At 51.3% G+C, this 17,261-nt stretch carries 18 protein-coding genes; 2 read left to right on the top strand and 16 right to left on the bottom strand.

Translation table 11 applies throughout. The features are described from left to right. Window positions 1-80: 80 nt before the first annotated feature. From B2R29_RS04000 to B2R29_RS03985, 4 genes are all read right to left on the bottom strand, one after another. Window positions 81-776: a hypothetical protein gene (locus B2R29_RS04000; protein ID WP_301179888.1), complete on the bottom strand. Its 696-nt coding sequence runs from the start codon at window positions 774-776 to the stop codon at window positions 81-83. Between the two features lie 179 nt (window positions 777-955). Next, entirely contained in the window at window positions 956-2,194 is a 1,239-nt protein-coding gene (locus B2R29_RS03995) for a hypothetical protein (protein ID WP_301179887.1), read from the bottom strand. Between the two features lie 224 nt (window positions 2,195-2,418). Then, a complete protein-coding gene (locus B2R29_RS03990) occupies window positions 2,419-3,126 on the bottom strand; it encodes an anti-sigma factor (RefSeq protein WP_301179886.1) in 708 nt (235 codons plus the stop codon). Further along, window positions 3,123-3,659, bottom strand: a complete 537-nt coding sequence (locus tag B2R29_RS03985) for an RNA polymerase sigma factor (RefSeq protein WP_301179885.1) — start codon at window positions 3,657-3,659, stop codon at window positions 3,123-3,125. Before B2R29_RS03985 ends, B2R29_RS03990 begins: the two co-directional genes overlap by 4 nt. Window positions 3,660-3,823: 164 nt before the next feature. Here B2R29_RS03985 and B2R29_RS03980 point away from each other — a divergent pair, with 164 nt between their 5' ends. After that, entirely contained in the window at window positions 3,824-4,144 is a 321-nt protein-coding gene (locus B2R29_RS03980; RefSeq protein WP_301179884.1) for a TraR/DksA family transcriptional regulator, read from the top strand. Window positions 4,145-4,168: 24 nt separating this feature from the next. On the opposite strand, the gene B2R29_RS03975 is transcribed toward B2R29_RS03980, so the two are convergent. The 12 genes from B2R29_RS03975 to cydP form a co-directional block, all read right to left on the bottom strand. Further along, window positions 4,169-5,272, bottom strand: coding sequence for a HupE/UreJ family protein (locus tag B2R29_RS03975; protein WP_301179883.1), 1,104 nt, complete (start codon window positions 5,270-5,272; stop codon window positions 4,169-4,171). Further along, the gene (locus tag B2R29_RS03970; protein ID WP_301179882.1) at window positions 5,269-6,267 is read right to left on the bottom strand and encodes a hypothetical protein; all 999 of its coding nucleotides are present in this window, start codon (window positions 6,265-6,267) and stop codon (window positions 5,269-5,271) included. Before B2R29_RS03970 ends, B2R29_RS03975 begins: the two co-directional genes overlap by 4 nt. Window positions 6,268-6,420: 153 nt before the next feature. Continuing rightward, the gene (locus B2R29_RS03965; protein ID WP_301179881.1) at window positions 6,421-6,678 is read right to left on the bottom strand and encodes a hypothetical protein; all 258 of its coding nucleotides are present in this window, start codon (window positions 6,676-6,678) and stop codon (window positions 6,421-6,423) included. A 30-nt stretch (window positions 6,679-6,708) separates the two neighbouring features. After that, window positions 6,709-8,244 (bottom strand): DUF4331 domain-containing protein, encoded by a 1,536-nt coding sequence (locus tag B2R29_RS03960; RefSeq protein ID WP_301179880.1) that lies wholly within the window; start codon window positions 8,242-8,244, stop codon window positions 6,709-6,711. Between the two features lie 88 nt (window positions 8,245-8,332). Continuing rightward, on the bottom strand, window positions 8,333-8,776 hold the full coding sequence (locus B2R29_RS03955; RefSeq protein WP_301179879.1) for an OsmC family protein: 444 nt from the start codon (window positions 8,774-8,776) through the stop codon (window positions 8,333-8,335). Window positions 8,777-8,799: 23 nt separating this feature from the next. Further along, window positions 8,800-9,366 carry a Tll0287-like domain-containing protein gene (locus B2R29_RS03950; protein ID WP_301179878.1) on the bottom strand — a complete coding sequence of 189 codons (567 nt, stop codon included), beginning with the start codon at window positions 9,364-9,366 and terminating at the stop codon, window positions 8,800-8,802. A gap of 42 nt (window positions 9,367-9,408) precedes the next feature. Beyond that, window positions 9,409-9,786: a rhodanese-like domain-containing protein gene (locus tag B2R29_RS03945; RefSeq protein WP_301179877.1), complete on the bottom strand. Its 378-nt coding sequence runs from the start codon at window positions 9,784-9,786 to the stop codon at window positions 9,409-9,411. Window positions 9,787-9,883: 97 nt separating this feature from the next. After that, window positions 9,884-10,195: a cyd operon YbgE family protein gene (locus tag B2R29_RS03940; protein ID WP_301179876.1), complete on the bottom strand. Its 312-nt coding sequence runs from the start codon at window positions 10,193-10,195 to the stop codon at window positions 9,884-9,886. After that, a complete protein-coding gene (cydX, locus tag B2R29_RS03935) occupies window positions 10,192-10,314 on the bottom strand; it encodes a cytochrome bd-I oxidase subunit CydX (protein ID WP_301179875.1) in 123 nt (40 codons plus the stop codon). Before cydX ends, B2R29_RS03940 begins: the two co-directional genes overlap by 4 nt. Window positions 10,315-10,326: 12 nt before the next feature. Continuing rightward, on the bottom strand, window positions 10,327-11,463 hold the full coding sequence (gene cydB, locus B2R29_RS03930; protein ID WP_349677984.1) for a cytochrome d ubiquinol oxidase subunit II: 1,137 nt from the start codon (window positions 11,461-11,463) through the stop codon (window positions 10,327-10,329). A gap of 7 nt (window positions 11,464-11,470) precedes the next feature. Continuing rightward, window positions 11,471-13,060 carry a cytochrome ubiquinol oxidase subunit I gene (locus tag B2R29_RS03925; RefSeq protein ID WP_301179873.1) on the bottom strand — a complete coding sequence of 530 codons (1,590 nt, stop codon included), beginning with the start codon at window positions 13,058-13,060 and terminating at the stop codon, window positions 11,471-11,473. Continuing rightward, entirely contained in the window at window positions 13,057-13,284 is a 228-nt protein-coding gene (gene cydP / locus B2R29_RS03920; RefSeq protein ID WP_301179872.1) for a cytochrome oxidase putative small subunit CydP, read from the bottom strand. Before cydP ends, B2R29_RS03925 begins: the two co-directional genes overlap by 4 nt. A gap of 256 nt (window positions 13,285-13,540) precedes the next feature. On the opposite strand from cydP, the gene B2R29_RS03915 reads away from it, so the two are divergent. Next, complete coding sequence (locus B2R29_RS03915; protein ID WP_301179871.1) at window positions 13,541-17,233, top strand: DUF1631 family protein; 3,693 nt, start codon at window positions 13,541-13,543, stop codon at window positions 17,231-17,233. The last annotated feature ends 28 nt before the right edge of the window (window positions 17,234-17,261 follow it).

Genomic DNA, 17,261 nt, shown 5'->3' with positions numbered 1-17,261 from the left:
CGGTCACGCAATTTAAATTTGGAATACTTAATAAAATTACGCATTAAAACTTGCCTTTCATAGCCCTGACACTGAAGCAATCAAGCGTAACGCTTCGGATCGTACTCTAAAATAGTAAGCCCGTCTTTATCGACATCCGCAGGCCACTTTAACGGTGCGCAGGTCTCAGATACTTTGGCATCAGGGTTGTTCTTCTTGATTTCATCCCAATCCGCTTGAGCTTCTGGCGACAGAGTTACTTGAATACTACCGACGATGTTATCTACCAGCTCTTTGAAAGGTGCAGGGTCGACTTTTTTATCGACTTCTTCGCGGGTCCCAGAGGCGCTTTGATGAATGCTCAAAGCGAAGCGTACAATATGAGACCGAGAGACTGGAATAAAAACATGGCGAACAGGATCTGCTCCGCTAAAAGTATTTTCGCTATCAAACTGCACCGATAGCACATCAAGCTGTTTAAGTGCTGACCAGTTCAGAGGACCTATATAATGCATTTCTCCTGTTTTTTTGCAGTACACCCGATGGCCATAGGTTGCAGTCAAGAAAGCAAGCGCCGCAGCTTCTAGTGCACGGGGGTGTATGAAATTAACTTGTGGGTTGGGCTCAGCTAGCTGTATAACGTCGAGATAGCACGACACGCTCCCCATATGCCCCGTAAACCAAGGGCCGCAAAAACTCCAACTCCGAAAAAATAACGCTGTATGCTGCCAGCTTTGACTAGGTTGCTCATTCCTATTGAGCAGTCTGGCAGATTTTAAAGAGTATGATTTTTTCATTCGCCTCTGTGGTGTTTTCCCATAGGGGGAAGGGTCATGCCGCGGCGCTTTAAATACTATCCTTGTACCGACAAGCAGAACCGATTGTGTAGTCGAAGAGTTAAAATCCGGACCAACTGGAGTACAACTTTCTGGTCGATCTCGCAGTTTTAATTTCGAGTATTTAATGAAATTTCGCATTAAAACTTACCTTTCAACTTATCATGATGCTTAGGTAGTAAATTCTCTACTAGACCGTTCCCAACACTAGCGACAGTTCCCACAGCTTTTCCTGCTGCAAGTGCTCCACCAATAGCAGCAAGAAAGGTGGTAAGTGCAGCCGGAGCTGTCAAGCTGACACCCGCCACGCCAGCGAATCCAGCCGCAATAGTTGCGCCAGTCATAATCATACCTTGCAAACTTTTACCATAAGCAAAGGCATCAACACCCGCCTGCAATGCCGTCAGACTATCATTCTCACTCTTCCAACGATTCCAGTTCATCTCGAGGTGATCACGATTTCCCACAATATTGATAGGACGTGTCTTGATGAACTTACGGTCCAGCAGCACACCAAGGTTATGAGCCGCTTTCACTGCGGTATTTGGTGATGTCGTCGGGTTAAACATGAAAACAACGTGGCTAGGTAACTGAATCCCTTGAGCAGCTATAATAGTCATTGCTTGAGTGAGTACTCCAGAACCACCATCCTCAGAAACCCATGTAACACCCGGAACCTCCTTCGCCTCGTACATGGTGCGCGCCAATAACATCGCTGACTCGTGTAGCTCTGTATACTGATTGACCCGAATCGCATTCCGGTAATTGCTCAAGCCACCAATACGCTTTTCACCCGGAGTAAAGTGCAAATCAAAGCCTTTGGTATTAACTCGTAAGCTACCAACATGCGGCGCTTCACCGATTCTAGGAGCTGCAATTCCTGCAGCTTCATCGGGGTTGTCATAACCACTATCAGAAATTGCAACTAATCGATCTTCTTTATGTTCAATCAGCCCATCTTTTCTGAGTTCAGCTTTCCATGCACCATTTATTTTTGATGCTTGGTAAAGCCCCGGCTTAGCTTTAGCCTTAATCGCCTCCCCATAGTGAATATCAGCTTCAAAATGGAGAATACGAAATCCATCAGCATCCAACTTTTCACAGGTGACCTTGCAGCCCGGCAAGATCATCACGAATTCTTCAGTACCGTTGCGGTGAACCGCACCAGGCTTAACAAAGATATTGCTCTGGTGTAACCGACCCGCAGCGAGCTCGTTAATGGCTTTCACCGTGATCTCAGCCCAGTAGTTGTTACCATCACGGGCTAATTTAGCCAGCTGGTCATAAACGGGCTTAGCTGTAGGTACAATTGTTACAGGCTTACCAGAGTGCTGGCCAGCAATGATCACGTCTTGATTTGGGGCGGAATTGGAGAACATATTTGGGCGTCCTTGTCGCTGATTAATAATGGCGGTGTTGTCCCTATTAGCCTGAGAGTATAACCACTTTCACTTCAGAAAAAAGGCATTCTGGGCCACAACGGGGCTGACTCCAGCCTCGGTGAGCCTGACGATCGGAGAGGAATAGCTCCACAAAAAAACCGGCACTGTGTGCCGGTTTTTTGTGCCTTACTAACTGTCTGTAGAACACTTTCTGTTTAGAACTATAGAATGGTTAATCCGGTCACGTACAGAACCTCACCCGGTGCTCCGGTGACAGAGCCCCCCGGCGCCTCAAGACTGACGGCAACTGCTTTGATCGCTATATCGTGAGTATTCACGGCAAGCGTGCGTGTGATGCGACCGTCTTCTGGCATCAAGCCCAGTGACACTGGCGCACTGCCGTCTTCTGGCACAATCCACAATTCATAATCATGCTCATCAGACGGCTGTACGGCGTTGGTTGCCTGTACCGTCAGCTCATTGCCTGCCACTTCCATCAACCAGAGCGGCTGTTCATCCTGAGTGAACACAGCGACCTGCTCGATCATTGTCTCTGGTATGCCCCCAGGAGCGACCGTAGGCTCAGGGCGCATTAAGAACACACCGATTAACAGCACTGCGGCGGTCGCAAAGCCACCCGTCCAGGCCATCACGCCTTTGCTCTGAGGCTCATCGTTGGCCGCATTTTGCGTGGTATCGATAAAGCCGATACGGCGGCTGATTTCCTGCCACACTCTTTCAGGCGGCTGTTGAGCTTCGATACGGCCATTCATTGGCGCAAGCAGCTGCTCCCAGTGCCATACCCGTTCACGCACTTTCTGGTAGGCCTGCATCAAACGCACAAACCGGCGGCGAGCCTGCCCCTGCATGGTCCCCATGACATAGTCTGCCGCCAGCGCATCGAGACGTTCGTCATTTAAATAATTCATTCTTCAAGACACCTCTTCAGACGTTGAAGGCCACGACGTATCCAACTTTTCACGGTACCGAGTGGCGTTCCCGTGTGCTCCTGGATCTCTGCGTGGGTCAATCCGCGATAGTACGCCAGGTGGATATACTGCAGATCATGTGTATCAAGCGTTTCCATGCAACGCTCCAGAGCCTGGTTTTCAGGATCCTCTGGTTGCTCCGGTGCGATCAGTTCCGGCGCCCCCTCCTCATCGAGAGAATCCTGTCGGTCCTCCTTTGCGCTTTTTGACCTGAGCAGATCGATACATCGATAACGTACGATACTGCTCATCCAGGTCATGACGCTGCCACGTCCCTGGTGATAGTCCCCAGCGTTGTGCCAGATTTTAACGAAGGCTTCCTGTAACGCCTCTTCAGCCCGTTCAGGCGATCGCATGAGTTGCATAGCGACACCGTATAACTTCGGCCCCGTCACCTGGTACAACTCCTCAAACGCTGGTCGCTCACCGCGCGCCACCGCCCTGATCAGCTGTAGCTGAAATTCTGGATCCATACAGAATGACTCCTTTAATGATAGATATAGCTATATACGGACAGTCTGTGTTTTCAGATTAGATGCCTTTCGCACAAGTTGCCTGAGGATGATTTATATCAATACCCCAAGTTACCCGATCTGTAGTCTGATAGTAACCGCCTTACTCATCTTCAGGGGGATCCATGAATACCGAAAGAATACGCACCGACCTACTCGAGCGACTTGAAGCGTTGGAAGCACGATCTGAAAAGGCAGCGCGCCATGCCAGCCACCGGGATGAGCCGTTGTCTGCTGACTTTGAAGAGCAAGCAGCTGAGTCCGCGAACGACGAAGTGCTTAATGTCATTGCCGACGAGGCGCGGCATGAAGCGGATCACATACGGGATGCCTTGAAGCGCATCGCCCTTGGTCAATACGGCGTCTGTGACCAGTGTGGCGACCAGATTACCGAAGCGCGTCTGATCGCCGTTCCTTACAGCACGCGCTGCATTGAGTGCGCATAAGTTGATTCTGGAACGGACCCTGGCTCAGATCCGCGCCAAGACCCAGTAGCTACCCAATGCCGCCAGCGCCGCCGACAGATACCGTACCAACACTTGTCGATACCAGCCGAGACGTCTCAGGCTGATGAGCAGAGGCATCACCAGCAGAGTAATGGCAACCTGTCCTGCCTCAACGCCCAGGTTAAAGCCAAAGAGAGCCCAGGCGATATTGCCTGTTCCTGTTGTCAATTCACTGAGTACGCTCGCAAAACCAAACCCGTGAACCAGGCCAAACAGGAAGACGACGACCGCACTGGCTGGCAAATACGGACGCAGATTGTGCAGCGCCGCGACGACAACAGACGCCGCAATAATCAGCTCAACCCAGTAGCCGGGAAGCGCCAGCCAACCCAGGGCACTGGCACTCAGTGTCAGAGAGTGGGCAACAGTAAAGGTCGTCACATAAAGAAGCGCCGTTTTAACACAAGTACGGACATCAGCCGCTGGCTGCCAGTGTGTTTTCTGCTGAACAAGTACCGACACCAGTAGCAGCGTCAGCAAAAACGCGACATGATCCGGCCCCAGTAAGATATGAATAACGCCCTGTACGAAAAATTCCGCAAACGTCTGCTTGTTCAATTCGCCGGTGGTCATTTCTGAATTAATAGAAAAGCTACCTGAAGCTTCCAGAACCCCCTGACGACTCTGATCGCCTACAGATAAATTCCACAGAAGGCGATGCTCGGGAAGCAGCGAGAAGAATCCGCTGTATGACACCTCAATGTTCCCTTCAGTACTACAGACATACGTCACCGGAACAATGGCCGACGCCATAGCACCGCGCGCATTATTAAATCTCAGAGGAACACTGAACTGTGGTGCACAGGCTTCGCCACCCTGTTGCACACTAAGATGACGCTCGACGTAGGTGCGTATCTCTGGAGTCATGGCTTTTACCTCGCCCCAAAGTAATTCACCATCGCGATTCTGGTCGAGCCCCAGGCTCTGCTCCAGATCAATCAATTGCCACTGCACAGAACCGCGTAATCCGTCCGTTGTTTCTTTCAGTGTCAGTAGCGCGGTACTGCTTTGATGTGCGAATGCTGTAACAGGAAAAAGCGTAAGCAGCAGAAGAAAAAGACGTCTCATAATAAATCTCCCTGTACGGCGACATATTGATACTTCTGAGCATTATTTACTTGCGACAGCCAACTCAGATTACGCGATTCTGCGTTTTTTCCGACCGTTGAAAAGTACAATGAAATCAACTCTGAGTAGCTTGTATCGCGACGTTTAATGCGCTGGGTGATACGCTCTTCTGCGTACTCTCTCCAGTAGAAGTCGGCACTTTCGCTTTGCTGCTCAGCACGCGCAAGCTGAACGATCAGAGCGTCATCCGGGTAGTCCTCGTGGCCATATCGCTGTAGCAGAGAAGTCACCTGTGCTGGTTTGTCGTTTCTCAGCAGTGCTTCGCTTCGGTTTACCAAATCAGCAACACTCAAAAGCGCATCATCTGACCATCGTTGGTACAGCGCTTCTACCTGCTCATACTTGCCTTCATTGAGGTAGCTTTTCGCTTTATGGTACAGAGCCCACGCTGTCAGGCTACGACCTTGCGGTGAGTCATCACTGCTCAGACGTTCGAGCTGAGCGGTGAGAATGCCGTGCCCTGCAGAGCCGGCAGTCTCCTGTAAACCAATACTGCATACAGCAGCGAGGTCTGACTGCTCAAGCATAATAGACACGCATGCCTCGCGAGCAGCCTTCTGTTGATTTTGTTCACCATACACCTGCGCCATCATCAGGCGAGCACTACTAAAAAATACAGAACCTGGATCAATTTTCTGAAGCAGAGCGGCGGCTCTGGCAAATTCATGTCGGTGCTGTAAAAGACGTGCGCGGTAGTAGGTTAACTCATCCGCGCCTACTCCCGATGCTGCAATTTTCTGTGCCGTCAAACCATCCATCAGAACGTAAATACGGTCGTAGCGCCAAGATTCGCCGGGCTTGTCGGCAAGCGTAAAGTGCTTTCTTATTTCTTCTATGCGCTGTGCAAAAGTCTGAGGCAGCGGCTTGATTTCTTCTTTGCTCCAACGTGCAACCACCGCATTGTCATCAGGCTCAGACCAAGATGTATCAGCCATTGCAGGTGCTGCCAAAGCCGGCATTAAAATAACTGCCGTAGAAAGACCAAAACAAAGATTTTTAATTAAGCCACTGATTAACATAATTTTTGTCCGTTGATTTTCAGAATATCTGGTGAGAAAAAAACGGGGCTGCAGAACAGCCCCAAAAGGTTACTCACCCCCAGTGAGATACGAGAAAGAGAACTCGTCAGCGTCGTCAACAATTTCAAGTTCATTTATTTTTACTGGCTCTGAATTTTCAGATGCCATGAAAATATCGTCGACCAATTCAGTGAGCAGAACTTCAGTCTGTTCGGCGACATTGTCATCCACGTCAGGAAGGTCGACAGTCGAATTGTTGTTGCTGCTGTCGGAGCATGCACTTAACAGTGCAATACTCCCTATCATTAATAAGTTACGCGTTTTCATATAACACTCCTTACTTCACGGTTGCGGATCTTACGGTGCAGGGTTTACTGAACCTGCAAGTGGCGTCAGCAAGTATGGGAAGGTGTCGTTGACGTACGTCGAGTCGACAGGAGCCAGGTCTGAGAACGGCTGGTTTCCGGTTGGCGCATCAGCTGGCTCACATAGACCCAGATCGTCGGTTGCATTGCCATCACCATCAAGGTCTACCGGATGACACAGAGCGCCCATCACGACACGCAGTGCAATATCCACAACATCATCACCAGGACGACGACCGTTAGGGAAACCAGCCAGGTCACCAGCAACCACGCCAAAAGCACTTTGATCAGCAGAAGCCGTAGCGGCAATAGCAGTATTCAGACGCACCATTTCAGACGCGGTCACAGTCGACATCTGGTTCACGCCCGGAAAGCCCGTCAGGAAGGCAGTTACCAGATCGGTACGAGGAATATTCGACGGTGCAATGTTGTCAGAGGCACCCAGCGCATCGCGGAAAAGAATATCCAGCAAAGCAGGCAGGGTTGGATGAGTCACATAATCTGCAAACTGACCATCGTCTTTAGGTTCAGAGGCGTTAAAAGTGTCTTTATCGCTCAGCCCGATGACAACCTCGTTCACCAGTGGCATACCCAGGCGTGATACCTGAGTCCAGGCACCGCCATTGACTTCTGGCTTAGCGAACGATGCTTCAGGGTTAAGGATACGGGCCTGCTGCTGGCTGGCGCTGGTCCAGGCACCAATCACACCATTACCAGACCCAGTGACACACGAGATCGGTACTTCCAGAGCGATAGAGGTGACATTTTTATCTGCCAGATCGTCGTTTGCATCGTCCTGTGCACTGCCATCACCATCCAGAGGGACGTAATTCACGAGGTCGAATGTTTTACCCAGATTCACGACGAATGGGTCTTTACGCTGGCCAACAAATACCTTACCGCCCGCGTCACATCCAGGAATAGTCAGGTCGTGTACAAAACCGCCTGCGTAAGCCTCATAGTCGGTAAAAGACTTCTCACCGATATTGTCGAGTGGCTTAGTAAAGGTCGCTTCACCAGAACCGTCGGTCAGGCTGATTGCAGAACCAGTACGACGATCACCGCTGACTTTTTTGATGCTGTAGGTTTCGTAGAAGTTGGCGCTGCCATCGGTATCAACGTTGCCGAAGTTTTTCAGAGGAATGGCGACGCTTTTCTGATTCTCGCCTTCGCCAATCGGCAGAGCGAAACCGCTTCCCATAGCACCCAGCATCTGCTGGAAGCGGAACTGGAAGGTAATGTCTTCGACCGCGTCACCGTCATTATCGATGTGAATCTCGTACAGAGCGTTCGGGTCCATCGCGAAGTAATTTGGGCCGCCATAGGCGTCCTGCAGCGGGATATAGTTCGCAACCAGAGTCACGTAGTCTTCACGATCAGTTTCATAACTGCGGAACGCGTAGAAGTCCGTAGAGTCGATGGCCGGTAGGCGGGTAACGTTCGGTGCTTCTCGGTGACTCGAAGCGCTTGCATTCATAGCTGTCAGCGCGGTAATCGCACCGAGCAGGAGTGTGGCGTGCGTTTTCATAACTGCTCCCGATTTCAGGTTCAACACGTTGTGTGTATTTACCTGTACGGGGCAGCTCACAAATTAGATGTAATTATTTTCAAAAAAATCAGACTGACGGGAACTCAGGCTCGATGATTACTTCCGAAAGCACCGAATTGGCAACGAAACAATGCTCATGCGCCTTAATGTGCATCGCCTCAACCGAAGCGTCATCCGGTATTTTCTCACCACTGAACTGCACACGAGGCCTCAATATCAGGGTTGCAATAAAGAACCTGCCATCTTCCCGCTGCGCCAGTACAGCTTCTGCTTCATCGTGATAGGACTCGACAGTCAGGCGCTTTTTTGCGGCCAGCGCGAGGAAAGTCTGCATATGACAGCTGGACATAGCCGCGGCCAGCATCTGTTCAGGATCAGCTCCGAAGTCATTGCCAGCACCACCCGCAGGCAGACCCACCTGCGGCTGAAACGCAATATCGTGACGCCGCTCAAATCCTTCGTGAGAGAATTCGCCAACCCTCTGCCAATGAACGTCAACCTTATGTTTCATCGTCGTCTCCTGGCAGCTGTCGATTACTGCTTGTTGAAGGTGTAGGTCAGTGTGAATGCTCCGCGCAAATCGCCGGGCTTATACCCCCGCGCTTCATCTTCAGGGTAAAGCTCGCTGAGTCTGGCAGCGACCGGCTCTGCAAGCTGCTCACCATGACACACCACGCACGGTCCGCCGACAGGAATCGCTTTCATGTAGCGGAAGTGCCCGTCTTGACGAGCAGAGGCCTCCATAGTCGCCAGGTTTTCCCCTGCAGCTGCACGCTGGGCGAAGGATTCGAGCACACCAGCTTCCCACTCGTCGGGCGCATTTTCTGGATTACGGAGTTTCACCGATGTCCGACCGACCTCCCAGCCATCTTTGCTGTTCGCTGTTGCTATCTCTGGTGCTTCCGTATTGCATAAACGGATCGCCGCCAGCGGCCCCTCGGCTTTCATCCCCTGCATCAGGGTTGCTTTGAGGTCCTGAGCAAAGGCTTTTGTCTGAGTCCGAGCTTCAACCAACATATAATCTTCGGAGCTCTCGGCGAGGACACTGCCCGACACGCAAGCCGCCGACAACAGCAGGGTCAATAGGGATATGCTTTTCATTGTCTCAATGTACCGGTTCAGATTAAATTTTGTTGAGCATGCTTACTTGTAGACACTCGGGTCGGTTTCTACGGTGTGGCCTTCCCAGCCATCATAGCCACCCACCAGCATTTTTACGTTAGAAAACCCCATACGCTTCAGCGTGTGTGCAGCCAAGGTGCTACGCCCACCGTTTTTGCAGTACAGCAGGATTTCAGCGTCTTTATCTGCCAGAACAGGATGATCGGCCACTTTGAACTCAAGCACACCACGGGGAACATTCTCTGCACCCGGCAGGTGCCCCATCATGTATTCAGCGGGTTCACGAACATCAAGCACTTTAGTGCCAGCGTCTAACATCGCCTGTGCAGCATCGGCTTCGACGGGGTTTACGGATGCACGTGCTTCTGCAAGCAGATCATCGCGGGTCATTACACTCATAAATACCACTCCAGTTAACGAGTTTTGTCTCTTTCAATATAACCACACAGGAATACTTAAAGACAAGTCTCTCCTGTTGAATCACCATTCGCCGGAATCACCAGGCCCAGATGACCTCAGACCACCACCAGGCACACCAAAGCATCAAAGGCCATGCCACATAAGGACTGAAAAGCCAGCGCCAGACAGCCATCAAAGGTACGTAGCCCACACCATGAATAAAGCCTGCACTGATTCCCAGCAACCCGAGCGACAATGGCCCATGCTCCAGCTCTCGGGTATCAGTGGCCACCAGCTGCGGCATCGCCAGTAATGCAACTGACAATCCGACAGCCAGCATAAACGACAGGCCCCGTGCCCAGCCCGCATAGAGCGGGCCGTAACGACGATAATCTACCGGCGCTGTCATGGCGCATCATCTGGATCGGGATCGCGATCCAGGTTTTCGTTAACTTCCAGCCAGAGCGCGTTAATCAGGCCGAATGAACAGGCGAGCAGTACGCCCAGAATCCATGCGAAATACCACATTTTCAAGGCTCCTTAATACGTTGAATATTGGTTATCTTCAATAAAATCGGTAGTGAGACGACCCCACATTTTGTAATAACCCCAAGCGGTGTAGCTGAGAATAATGGGGACGAAAATCATCGCCACCCAAAACATAATATGCAGTGTCAGCTGACTTGAGGTGACATCCCACATCGTCAGGGATTGCGATGGTGCAGTACTGGAAGGCATCAGGAATGGAAACAGGCTGAATCCCGCAGTACAGATGATGCCGGTAACCGCAAACGAGCTACTGATAAACGCCAGAGCGCCGCGATTCGCCATGCTGAGTACTGCGGTGAGCGCCAGGCCAGCGAACGCCATTACAGGGGCAATCAGCATCCACGGATATCGGCCGTAGTTATCCAGCCAACCAGCGGCCTGAAGCGCAACGCTTTTCTGCAGCGGTGTTGTCACGCCACCGAGATTCGACGCCGCTTTAATAACGTATCCATCCAGTTGGCTGACCCAGAAACCACCGATAGCAAAGGCCACAGCAACCACCACAGCTAACAGAACTGAAATGCGGCGGGCGCGTTCGTGTACCAGCCCTGCTGTACGCATTTGCAGGTACGTCCCTCCATGCATCGCCAGCATCAGTAAACTCACTACCCCGCACAGCAAGGCGAAAGGATTAAGTAATGCCCAGAAAGAACCGGTGTACGTTGAACGCATAAACTCATCCAACGTAAAAGGAACGCCCAACAGCAGATTGCCGAAGGCCACACCAAACACCAACGCTGGCACAGCGCCCCCGACCGTCAATCCCCAATCCCAGGCATTTCTCCAGCGCGGATCCTGAACCTTTGAGCGATATTCAAATCCGACCGGGCGGAAAAACATGGCAAACAAGACCAACAGCAGTGCCCAGTAAAAACCGGAGAATGCCACGGCATAGACCACCGGCCAGGCAGCGAAAATCGCACCACCGGCGGTAATAAACCAAACCTGATTACCATCCCAGTGCGGACCGATCGTGTTCATCATGACACGACGCTCAGTGTCGGTTTTACCGATCACTTTTAACAGTGCTCCAACGCCCATATCGAAGCCGTCTGTCACCGCAAAACCGATCAGTAAAACGCCAATCAGTACCCACCAGATAATTTTAAGCAGTTCGTATTCCATGATGATCTCCTTACGCCTGAGCCGGTGAAGTCGAAGCAGAGTCGTTTTCCCCGGTCTGCTCCCAGTGATAACGCCCCGTGTGCAAGCTTGATGGACCAAGACGAGCAAACCGGATCATCAGGTACATTTCTGCAATAAGAAGTAGCGTGTAAAAGCCGATAAAGCCCGCGAGACTCATATAGATATCTTCCACTGAGCGCGTAGAAACAGATAAGTGAGTTGGCAGAATACCGCCTATCGACCATGGCTGACGCCCAAACTCGGCGACGAACCAACCCATTTCGCAAGCAATCCAGGGGGCTGGCAGGGCAATAATTAATGCCCTTAATAAATATTTCTGGCGCTCGGCCGTGCCCTTAGCGCTGTAGTAAAAAGAGAGCCCAATCAATACCAGCATAATAAAGCCAAGGCCAACCATAATCCGGAAGGTCCAGAACATTGGCGCTACCCGCGGAATGGAGTTCTGCGCTGCCAGTTTGATCTGCTCTTCGGTAGCATTAACTGGATTTTCAACGTATTTTTTCAGAAGCAATCCATAACCCAGATCATCGACACGAGACCTGAATTCAGCAATGGTTGCCTCAGAACGATCACCGGCTTTAATCTGCGTCAACAGATCGTAGGCCACTATGCCGTTGCGAATTTTTATCTCATGCTCAGCAATGAGATCCTTCAAACCTTTCACTTCTTCTGTGACTGAACGGGTAGCAATCAGGCCAAGAGCATAAGGAATCTTAATCGCATAATCAGTTTCCATATTCTCCTGATCAGGAATACCAAACAAGGTAAATGCAGCTGGGGGTTCGTGGGTTTCCCACTCGGCTTCAATCGCCGCCAGCTTCACTTTCTGAACCTCACCAATTTCATAGCCCGATTCATCACCCAGAACGATAACCGACAGAATGGATGCCAGACCGAAACTGGAGGCAATGGCAAACGAGCGACGGGCGAATGGAAGATCACGCTTCTTCAGCATGTAATAGGCAGAAATAGCCAGAACAAACATAGCCCCGGTCACGTAACCGGCGGATACCGTATGCACAAACTTAACCTGAGCCACAGGGTTAAAAATCACCTCGGAGAAGCTCATCATCTCCATGCGCATGGTATCGAAATTAAACTCGGCTCCTACTGGATTCTGCATCCAACCATTAGCGATCAGAATCCAGAGCGCCGACATATTCGAGCCAATGGCGACCAGCCAGGTCACCATCAAATGCTGCACTTTCGTCAGGCGATCCCAACCAAAGAAGAACAGACCAATAAACGTCGATTCCAGAAAGAACGCCATCAAGCCTTCGATAGCAAGCGGAGCACCAAAAATATCACCGACGTAATGTGAGTAGTAAGCCCAGTTAGTACCGAACTGAAACTCCATCGTCAGACCCGTGGTCACGCCCAGGGCGAAGTTAATACCGAATAACTTCCCCCAGAACTTCACCATGTCCTGATAGACCTGCTTACCCGTCATGACATAAGCAGACTCCATGATGGCAAGAATAAAAGACAACCCGAGCGTGAGGGGCACGAAGAGAAAATGATAAAAGGCCGTAATCGCAAACTGTAACCGCGATAAATCGACCACGCTTTCACTGATCATGATGGATCTCCTTGAGTATCAGAAACCGAGGGATTATCCAGGCCAAAGTGCTCCCGCAGACCTTGCCCTTCGTCACCAACAATGACAGGGTCAGAAAAGAAGAAGTGAGCAATAAGAAATACCAACGCCAACTTGATAATCAGGACAGCGGTAAGCTCTCGGACCAGAGGAATAGAAAATATAGAGCGCCTTTGTTTCAAGTCCTGCTTCAAATCTTGCTTCACGCAGCCTCCATTAGCCGGATGTTCTAGGGCGGTATTATTCCACCTGACCGGGTAGACCGCCTGCGTCATAATGCCGCAGATGGAATATATCTCATTTGGAATATATGATTCCCGGCCAATCATTCTGCCATAGCGGCCGAATCGGATATTGATCCACGGTACAGGCCATCAGAGAATCAACGTATTACCTTTCACAGCATATCTCGCTAGACTGTGCAAACTGCGCACAGCTGGGTTTAAAGGATCAGGGAACACTATGACCAGTGAATTAAGGAAGCATCCGCGTTTCTCGAGCCAGGTAAATGCACGACTGATTCTGAACGACGGAAGTGGCTATGAGTGCCTGATTCAGGACTACTCCCATGCTGGCATGCGTGTTCACTGGCCCCATCAACCAATACCTGAGCAGCATGAACCTATGTTGCTGGAGTTGCAACTGAGTACCCCGGTCAAAGCTGAAGTCGACCTGGTTCATCAGGAACCCGGCGCTCTTGGCGTGCACGTCCACCAGGCAGATGGTCAGTTATTCCTTGATATGCAGGAATACAATCAAACGCGCGCAGGTGAAGGGTTACCCACAGAGCAACGAAACCGCTTCCGCGATATCTTTGGTCATGAAGCCAAGCTGCTGATCGAGCGTATCCCCCGCCAGTGGCTGCCAGAATTTATCGAAGCAACGTACACTAAGGCAGATTTCGCACGCAACACAGCTGAACAACAGCTGTGGATGAAGCTCGAATCGAAGACCCGCGCTAAGGCCGATGAATTTTACCAACGCTTCAGCCAGATTCTCGAACACCAGCTACAACGCTGGCTCGCTGGCGAGGCCAAACTCACTGACGAAAGTGACGAATACGAAGGCGCGGTTGCCCTATCACTCGTTAGACAGAGTGACTTCGAAGACTGGTTAATGGCTAAAGTCACAGCCTCGCACTTGCAGTCGTTCCTGAGTCAGGAGAGTTTTGAACTTCGTCAGCTACTGGACACCCTGTCATCAGCACAGGTCGCAGACTGCTTTAATCCGATTGGCCCTAACACAGTGACAGAAGGATTCCGCGACTGCATTGATGCGCTTGAATTGCCCCACGAAGCACGTGAACTCGCATTCGAGAGTTTTGAGAAAGCCACCGTCGACTTGTTGAAAGCCACGTATCAGGCCTGTATCCGCCAGATTAATATCCCAATTACCTTCCGGTATCGCAAAGCAAAGACCGTGGTCGTTGAGGTGCCAGATGCGCCCGCATCAGATACGACCAGTTCATCGGCCGCAGCGGCAACTGATGACACGAATATTCAGCACAACCGTCGCTCAGACCCTGGGCGTCGCGGCGATTCCATGTTTGATTTTGCACGCCACCAGGGTGAGGCACAGCAGGCCTACGCCAATATCCAACAGCTGCTGACGTTGCGACTAAAGAAGGAAACGGAAGCTAATGGTCAAACGAATAGTCTGCCTGCAGCGAAGCCAGAAGCGGTATCAGAAGTTGTTGAGTCGCTCGACACCAGCACTCCCCTGAGTGAGCAGAATATTGTCGAGCAACTGGAGCAGCAACTCGCCGAACAGGAAAAAAGCCTGCCGGAAGATACCCGCCACGCGATTGATACGGTTGAGCAGGTAACGCGTAACCTGCTTAGCAACCCGAGCATGGCCGAATTCGTCAAGCCCAGCGTCGAACAGCTTGGCTGGCCACTGTTACGCCTGATGCTGGAAGATCCATCCCTGCTGTTCAATCCGCAACACCCGGGGCGACTGATTTTTAACCTTCTGGGGCGTCTCGGGAAAATCACCAGCTCTGGCCAGAAGCGCGTAAAGGCCGCCCTGGAAGAGATGATCGCGCCGATTCTGGAAAACCCCGGTGGCGAACCAAAGCAAATGGAAGAGCTGGTTGAAAATCTTCAGGTGCTGGTGGGTAGCGCAGAGCGTAAGGTTCGCCAGAATACAGACCGGGTCGCAGAGGCCGCCGAAGGCGAGTACCGCCTTTACATGGCGCACAAACGCGTGAACGCGTTAATTGGTCATGATACCTCGGGCCGGACACTGCCCGAATGCGTTATCCGCTGGTTGCAGGAAGGCTGGCAACAAATGCTGTGCCTGCTCTTGCTGAGAGAAGGCCCCGACAGTGCGCGCTTTAAAGGTGCAGTAAAACTCTACCGTCAGGTGATCATTTTGTTCGGCCAGAAAAATGCTGGTCGCTCAGATCTGATGGAGAAATTTACGCCGTTGCTTAATCTCGCTCGCTCCGAACTTGATCAGCTGAACGGTCCACTGCCTCAGCATGAGCAGTGGTACAAAGAAATCATGGAAGCGGCAAGATTACACCTCGAAGAAGGCGATCTGGAACAGGGCATCGACCTGCCTGAGTATAACGAGCCCGAAGAGGAAGAAACCGTCACCGGCAAAGGCGCCCGTCGCGTGCTGACACTTCAGGTAGGTGATCTTCTTTTACTGACAGCCACCGGACAGTCCGTCTCTGTCGCATGGATCGCTGCCGACCAGACACGCTATGCCTGTGTTAATCATACAGGGATGCGGGTGCACGATTACCGGTTTAACGAGCTTGCCCGAGCAATGGAAGACGGCTCAATCAAGCGAATTTACGAGCAGGAAGAGACACCGGTCGATCAGAGTATCGACAAACTTGTACAACAGATTTATTCCGACCTCTCAGCACAGGCCAACACCGATCCACTGACGGGCCTGATTAACCGTCAGCACTTCCTCAGCCTGTTGGCTAATTCCGTTGCCGATGCTCAGAAAAGTGCCTCCGGGCACACCCTTGCAATGATCAACATTGATCAGTTTAAACTGATCAATAAAAACTACGGTGTCGAGCTGGGTGACACCTGCTTGCAGACCTTAGCGACGATCCTGCAGGAAGCTTATCCAGACGCCCTGTGCTCACGGGTGGGCAGCAATGAGTTTGCCGTACTATTGGAGAAGCATGACCTGGAGCAGGCAGAGGCAAGTGCACGCTTGGTATCTGCTCAGGTTGAGAAAGTGAAGATCGATGGTGCTGACGATGCGTTCCATATTACAGTCAGTATCGGCTTGGCGGTGTTATCCGCAGACATTACCGATGCTGCAGATTTACTTGAACGCGCCGAAATCGCCTGTCATCTGGCAAAAGAAAAAGGCACCAATCGAATCGTGCGCTACCAATACGATGACGCATCGCGCGAGCGCCACGAACTCTTTATGAGCTGGGGTAACCGTTTGAGCAAGGCTCTTGAATCCGATTCGCTGCATGTACTTTGCGTACCTGTTGATCCGATTCAGGCACGTTTTAAAGGCATTCTGCAATATGAAGTGACGATTGCCGTTGATGGGGATGACGCACTCGATATTCCACCGCAGGAATTTCTGCAGGCGGCTCAGAACTATAACCGGATGTACGACATTGATCGCTGGGTAATCGACCAGGTGCTCGCCTGGATTGCTAGCAATGAAAACGTAGCCAGCACCATCGAACGCTTTATCATCCGCCTCTCCGGGCGGGCATTCAGCGATGACTCACTGCTCGAATTTCTCACCGAGCAATCGCGCGAACATGATGTGCCTGTTGAGAAACTGTGTTTCGAGCTTAACGAAACAGCCACCATTCACGACCTGACAGATGCCGCCGATTTCATGCATGAGGTACGGAAGTTAGGCTGCAAATTCGTACTTTCTGACTTCGGAACAGGCCAGTCTTCATACAACTTCCTGAAAGCATTACCTGTCGACTTCGTGAAGATTGACCGCAACTTTATAGACGGCCTGCACTCCAGCTCAGCTGACTATGCGCTGATTAAGTCAATTCAGGAAATCGCCCAGTTCATGGCGAAAAAGACAATCGCTGAGCATAGTGAAAATGACGTCGTATGGGAGATTCTACGCGGTATCGGAATCGATTTCGGTTTACGCTCCGTACAACAGGCGACGCCGCTTCGCTACATGGCGGAAGTCTGAACGCCAGCGGGTGAAACCACCCACTGGC

This window comes from Thalassolituus sp. UBA3500, from assembly GCF_002377545.1.
GTDB lineage: Bacteria > Pseudomonadota > Gammaproteobacteria > Pseudomonadales > Oceanobacteraceae > Thalassolituus.
Note: the sequence above shows the minus strand (reverse complement) of the source record. Positions and strands in the feature narration are given on the sequence as shown.

Bases quoted from the DNA above. Each gene is read 5' to 3' on its own strand.
- B2R29_RS04000 (WP_301179888.1), bottom strand. From the start codon at position 776: ATGAAAAAATCATACTCTTTAAAATCTGCCAGACTGCTCAATAGGAAT.
- B2R29_RS03995 (WP_301179887.1), bottom strand. From the start codon at position 2,194: ATGTTCTCCAATTCCGCCCCAAATCAAGACGTGATCATTGCTGGCCAG.
- B2R29_RS03990 (WP_301179886.1), bottom strand. From the start codon at position 3,126: ATGAATTATTTAAATGACGAACGTCTCGATGCGCTGGCGGCAGACTAT.
- B2R29_RS03985 (WP_301179885.1), bottom strand. From the start codon at position 3,659: ATGGATCCAGAATTTCAGCTACAGCTGATCAGGGCGGTGGCGCGCGGT.
- B2R29_RS03980 (WP_301179884.1), top strand. From the start codon at position 3,824: ATGAATACCGAAAGAATACGCACCGACCTACTCGAGCGACTTGAAGCG.
- B2R29_RS03975 (WP_301179883.1), bottom strand. From the start codon at position 5,272: ATGAGACGTCTTTTTCTTCTGCTGCTTACGCTTTTTCCTGTTACAGCA.
- B2R29_RS03970 (WP_301179882.1), bottom strand. From the start codon at position 6,267: ATGGCTGATACATCTTGGTCTGAGCCTGATGACAATGCGGTGGTTGCA.
- B2R29_RS03965 (WP_301179881.1), bottom strand. From the start codon at position 6,678: ATGAAAACGCGTAACTTATTAATGATAGGGAGTATTGCACTGTTAAGT.
- B2R29_RS03960 (WP_301179880.1), bottom strand. From the start codon at position 8,244: ATGAAAACGCACGCCACACTCCTGCTCGGTGCGATTACCGCGCTGACA.
- B2R29_RS03955 (WP_301179879.1), bottom strand. From the start codon at position 8,776: ATGAAACATAAGGTTGACGTTCATTGGCAGAGGGTTGGCGAATTCTCT.
- B2R29_RS03950 (WP_301179878.1), bottom strand. From the start codon at position 9,366: ATGAAAAGCATATCCCTATTGACCCTGCTGTTGTCGGCGGCTTGCGTG.
- B2R29_RS03945 (WP_301179877.1), bottom strand. From the start codon at position 9,786: ATGAGTGTAATGACCCGCGATGATCTGCTTGCAGAAGCACGTGCATCC.
- B2R29_RS03940 (WP_301179876.1), bottom strand. From the start codon at position 10,195: ATGACAGCGCCGGTAGATTATCGTCGTTACGGCCCGCTCTATGCGGGC.
- cydX (WP_301179875.1), bottom strand. From the start codon at position 10,314: ATGTGGTATTTCGCATGGATTCTGGGCGTACTGCTCGCCTGTTCATTC.
- B2R29_RS03925 (WP_301179873.1), bottom strand. From the start codon at position 13,060: ATGATCAGTGAAAGCGTGGTCGATTTATCGCGGTTACAGTTTGCGATT.
- B2R29_RS03915 (WP_301179871.1), top strand. From the start codon at position 13,541: ATGACCAGTGAATTAAGGAAGCATCCGCGTTTCTCGAGCCAGGTAAAT.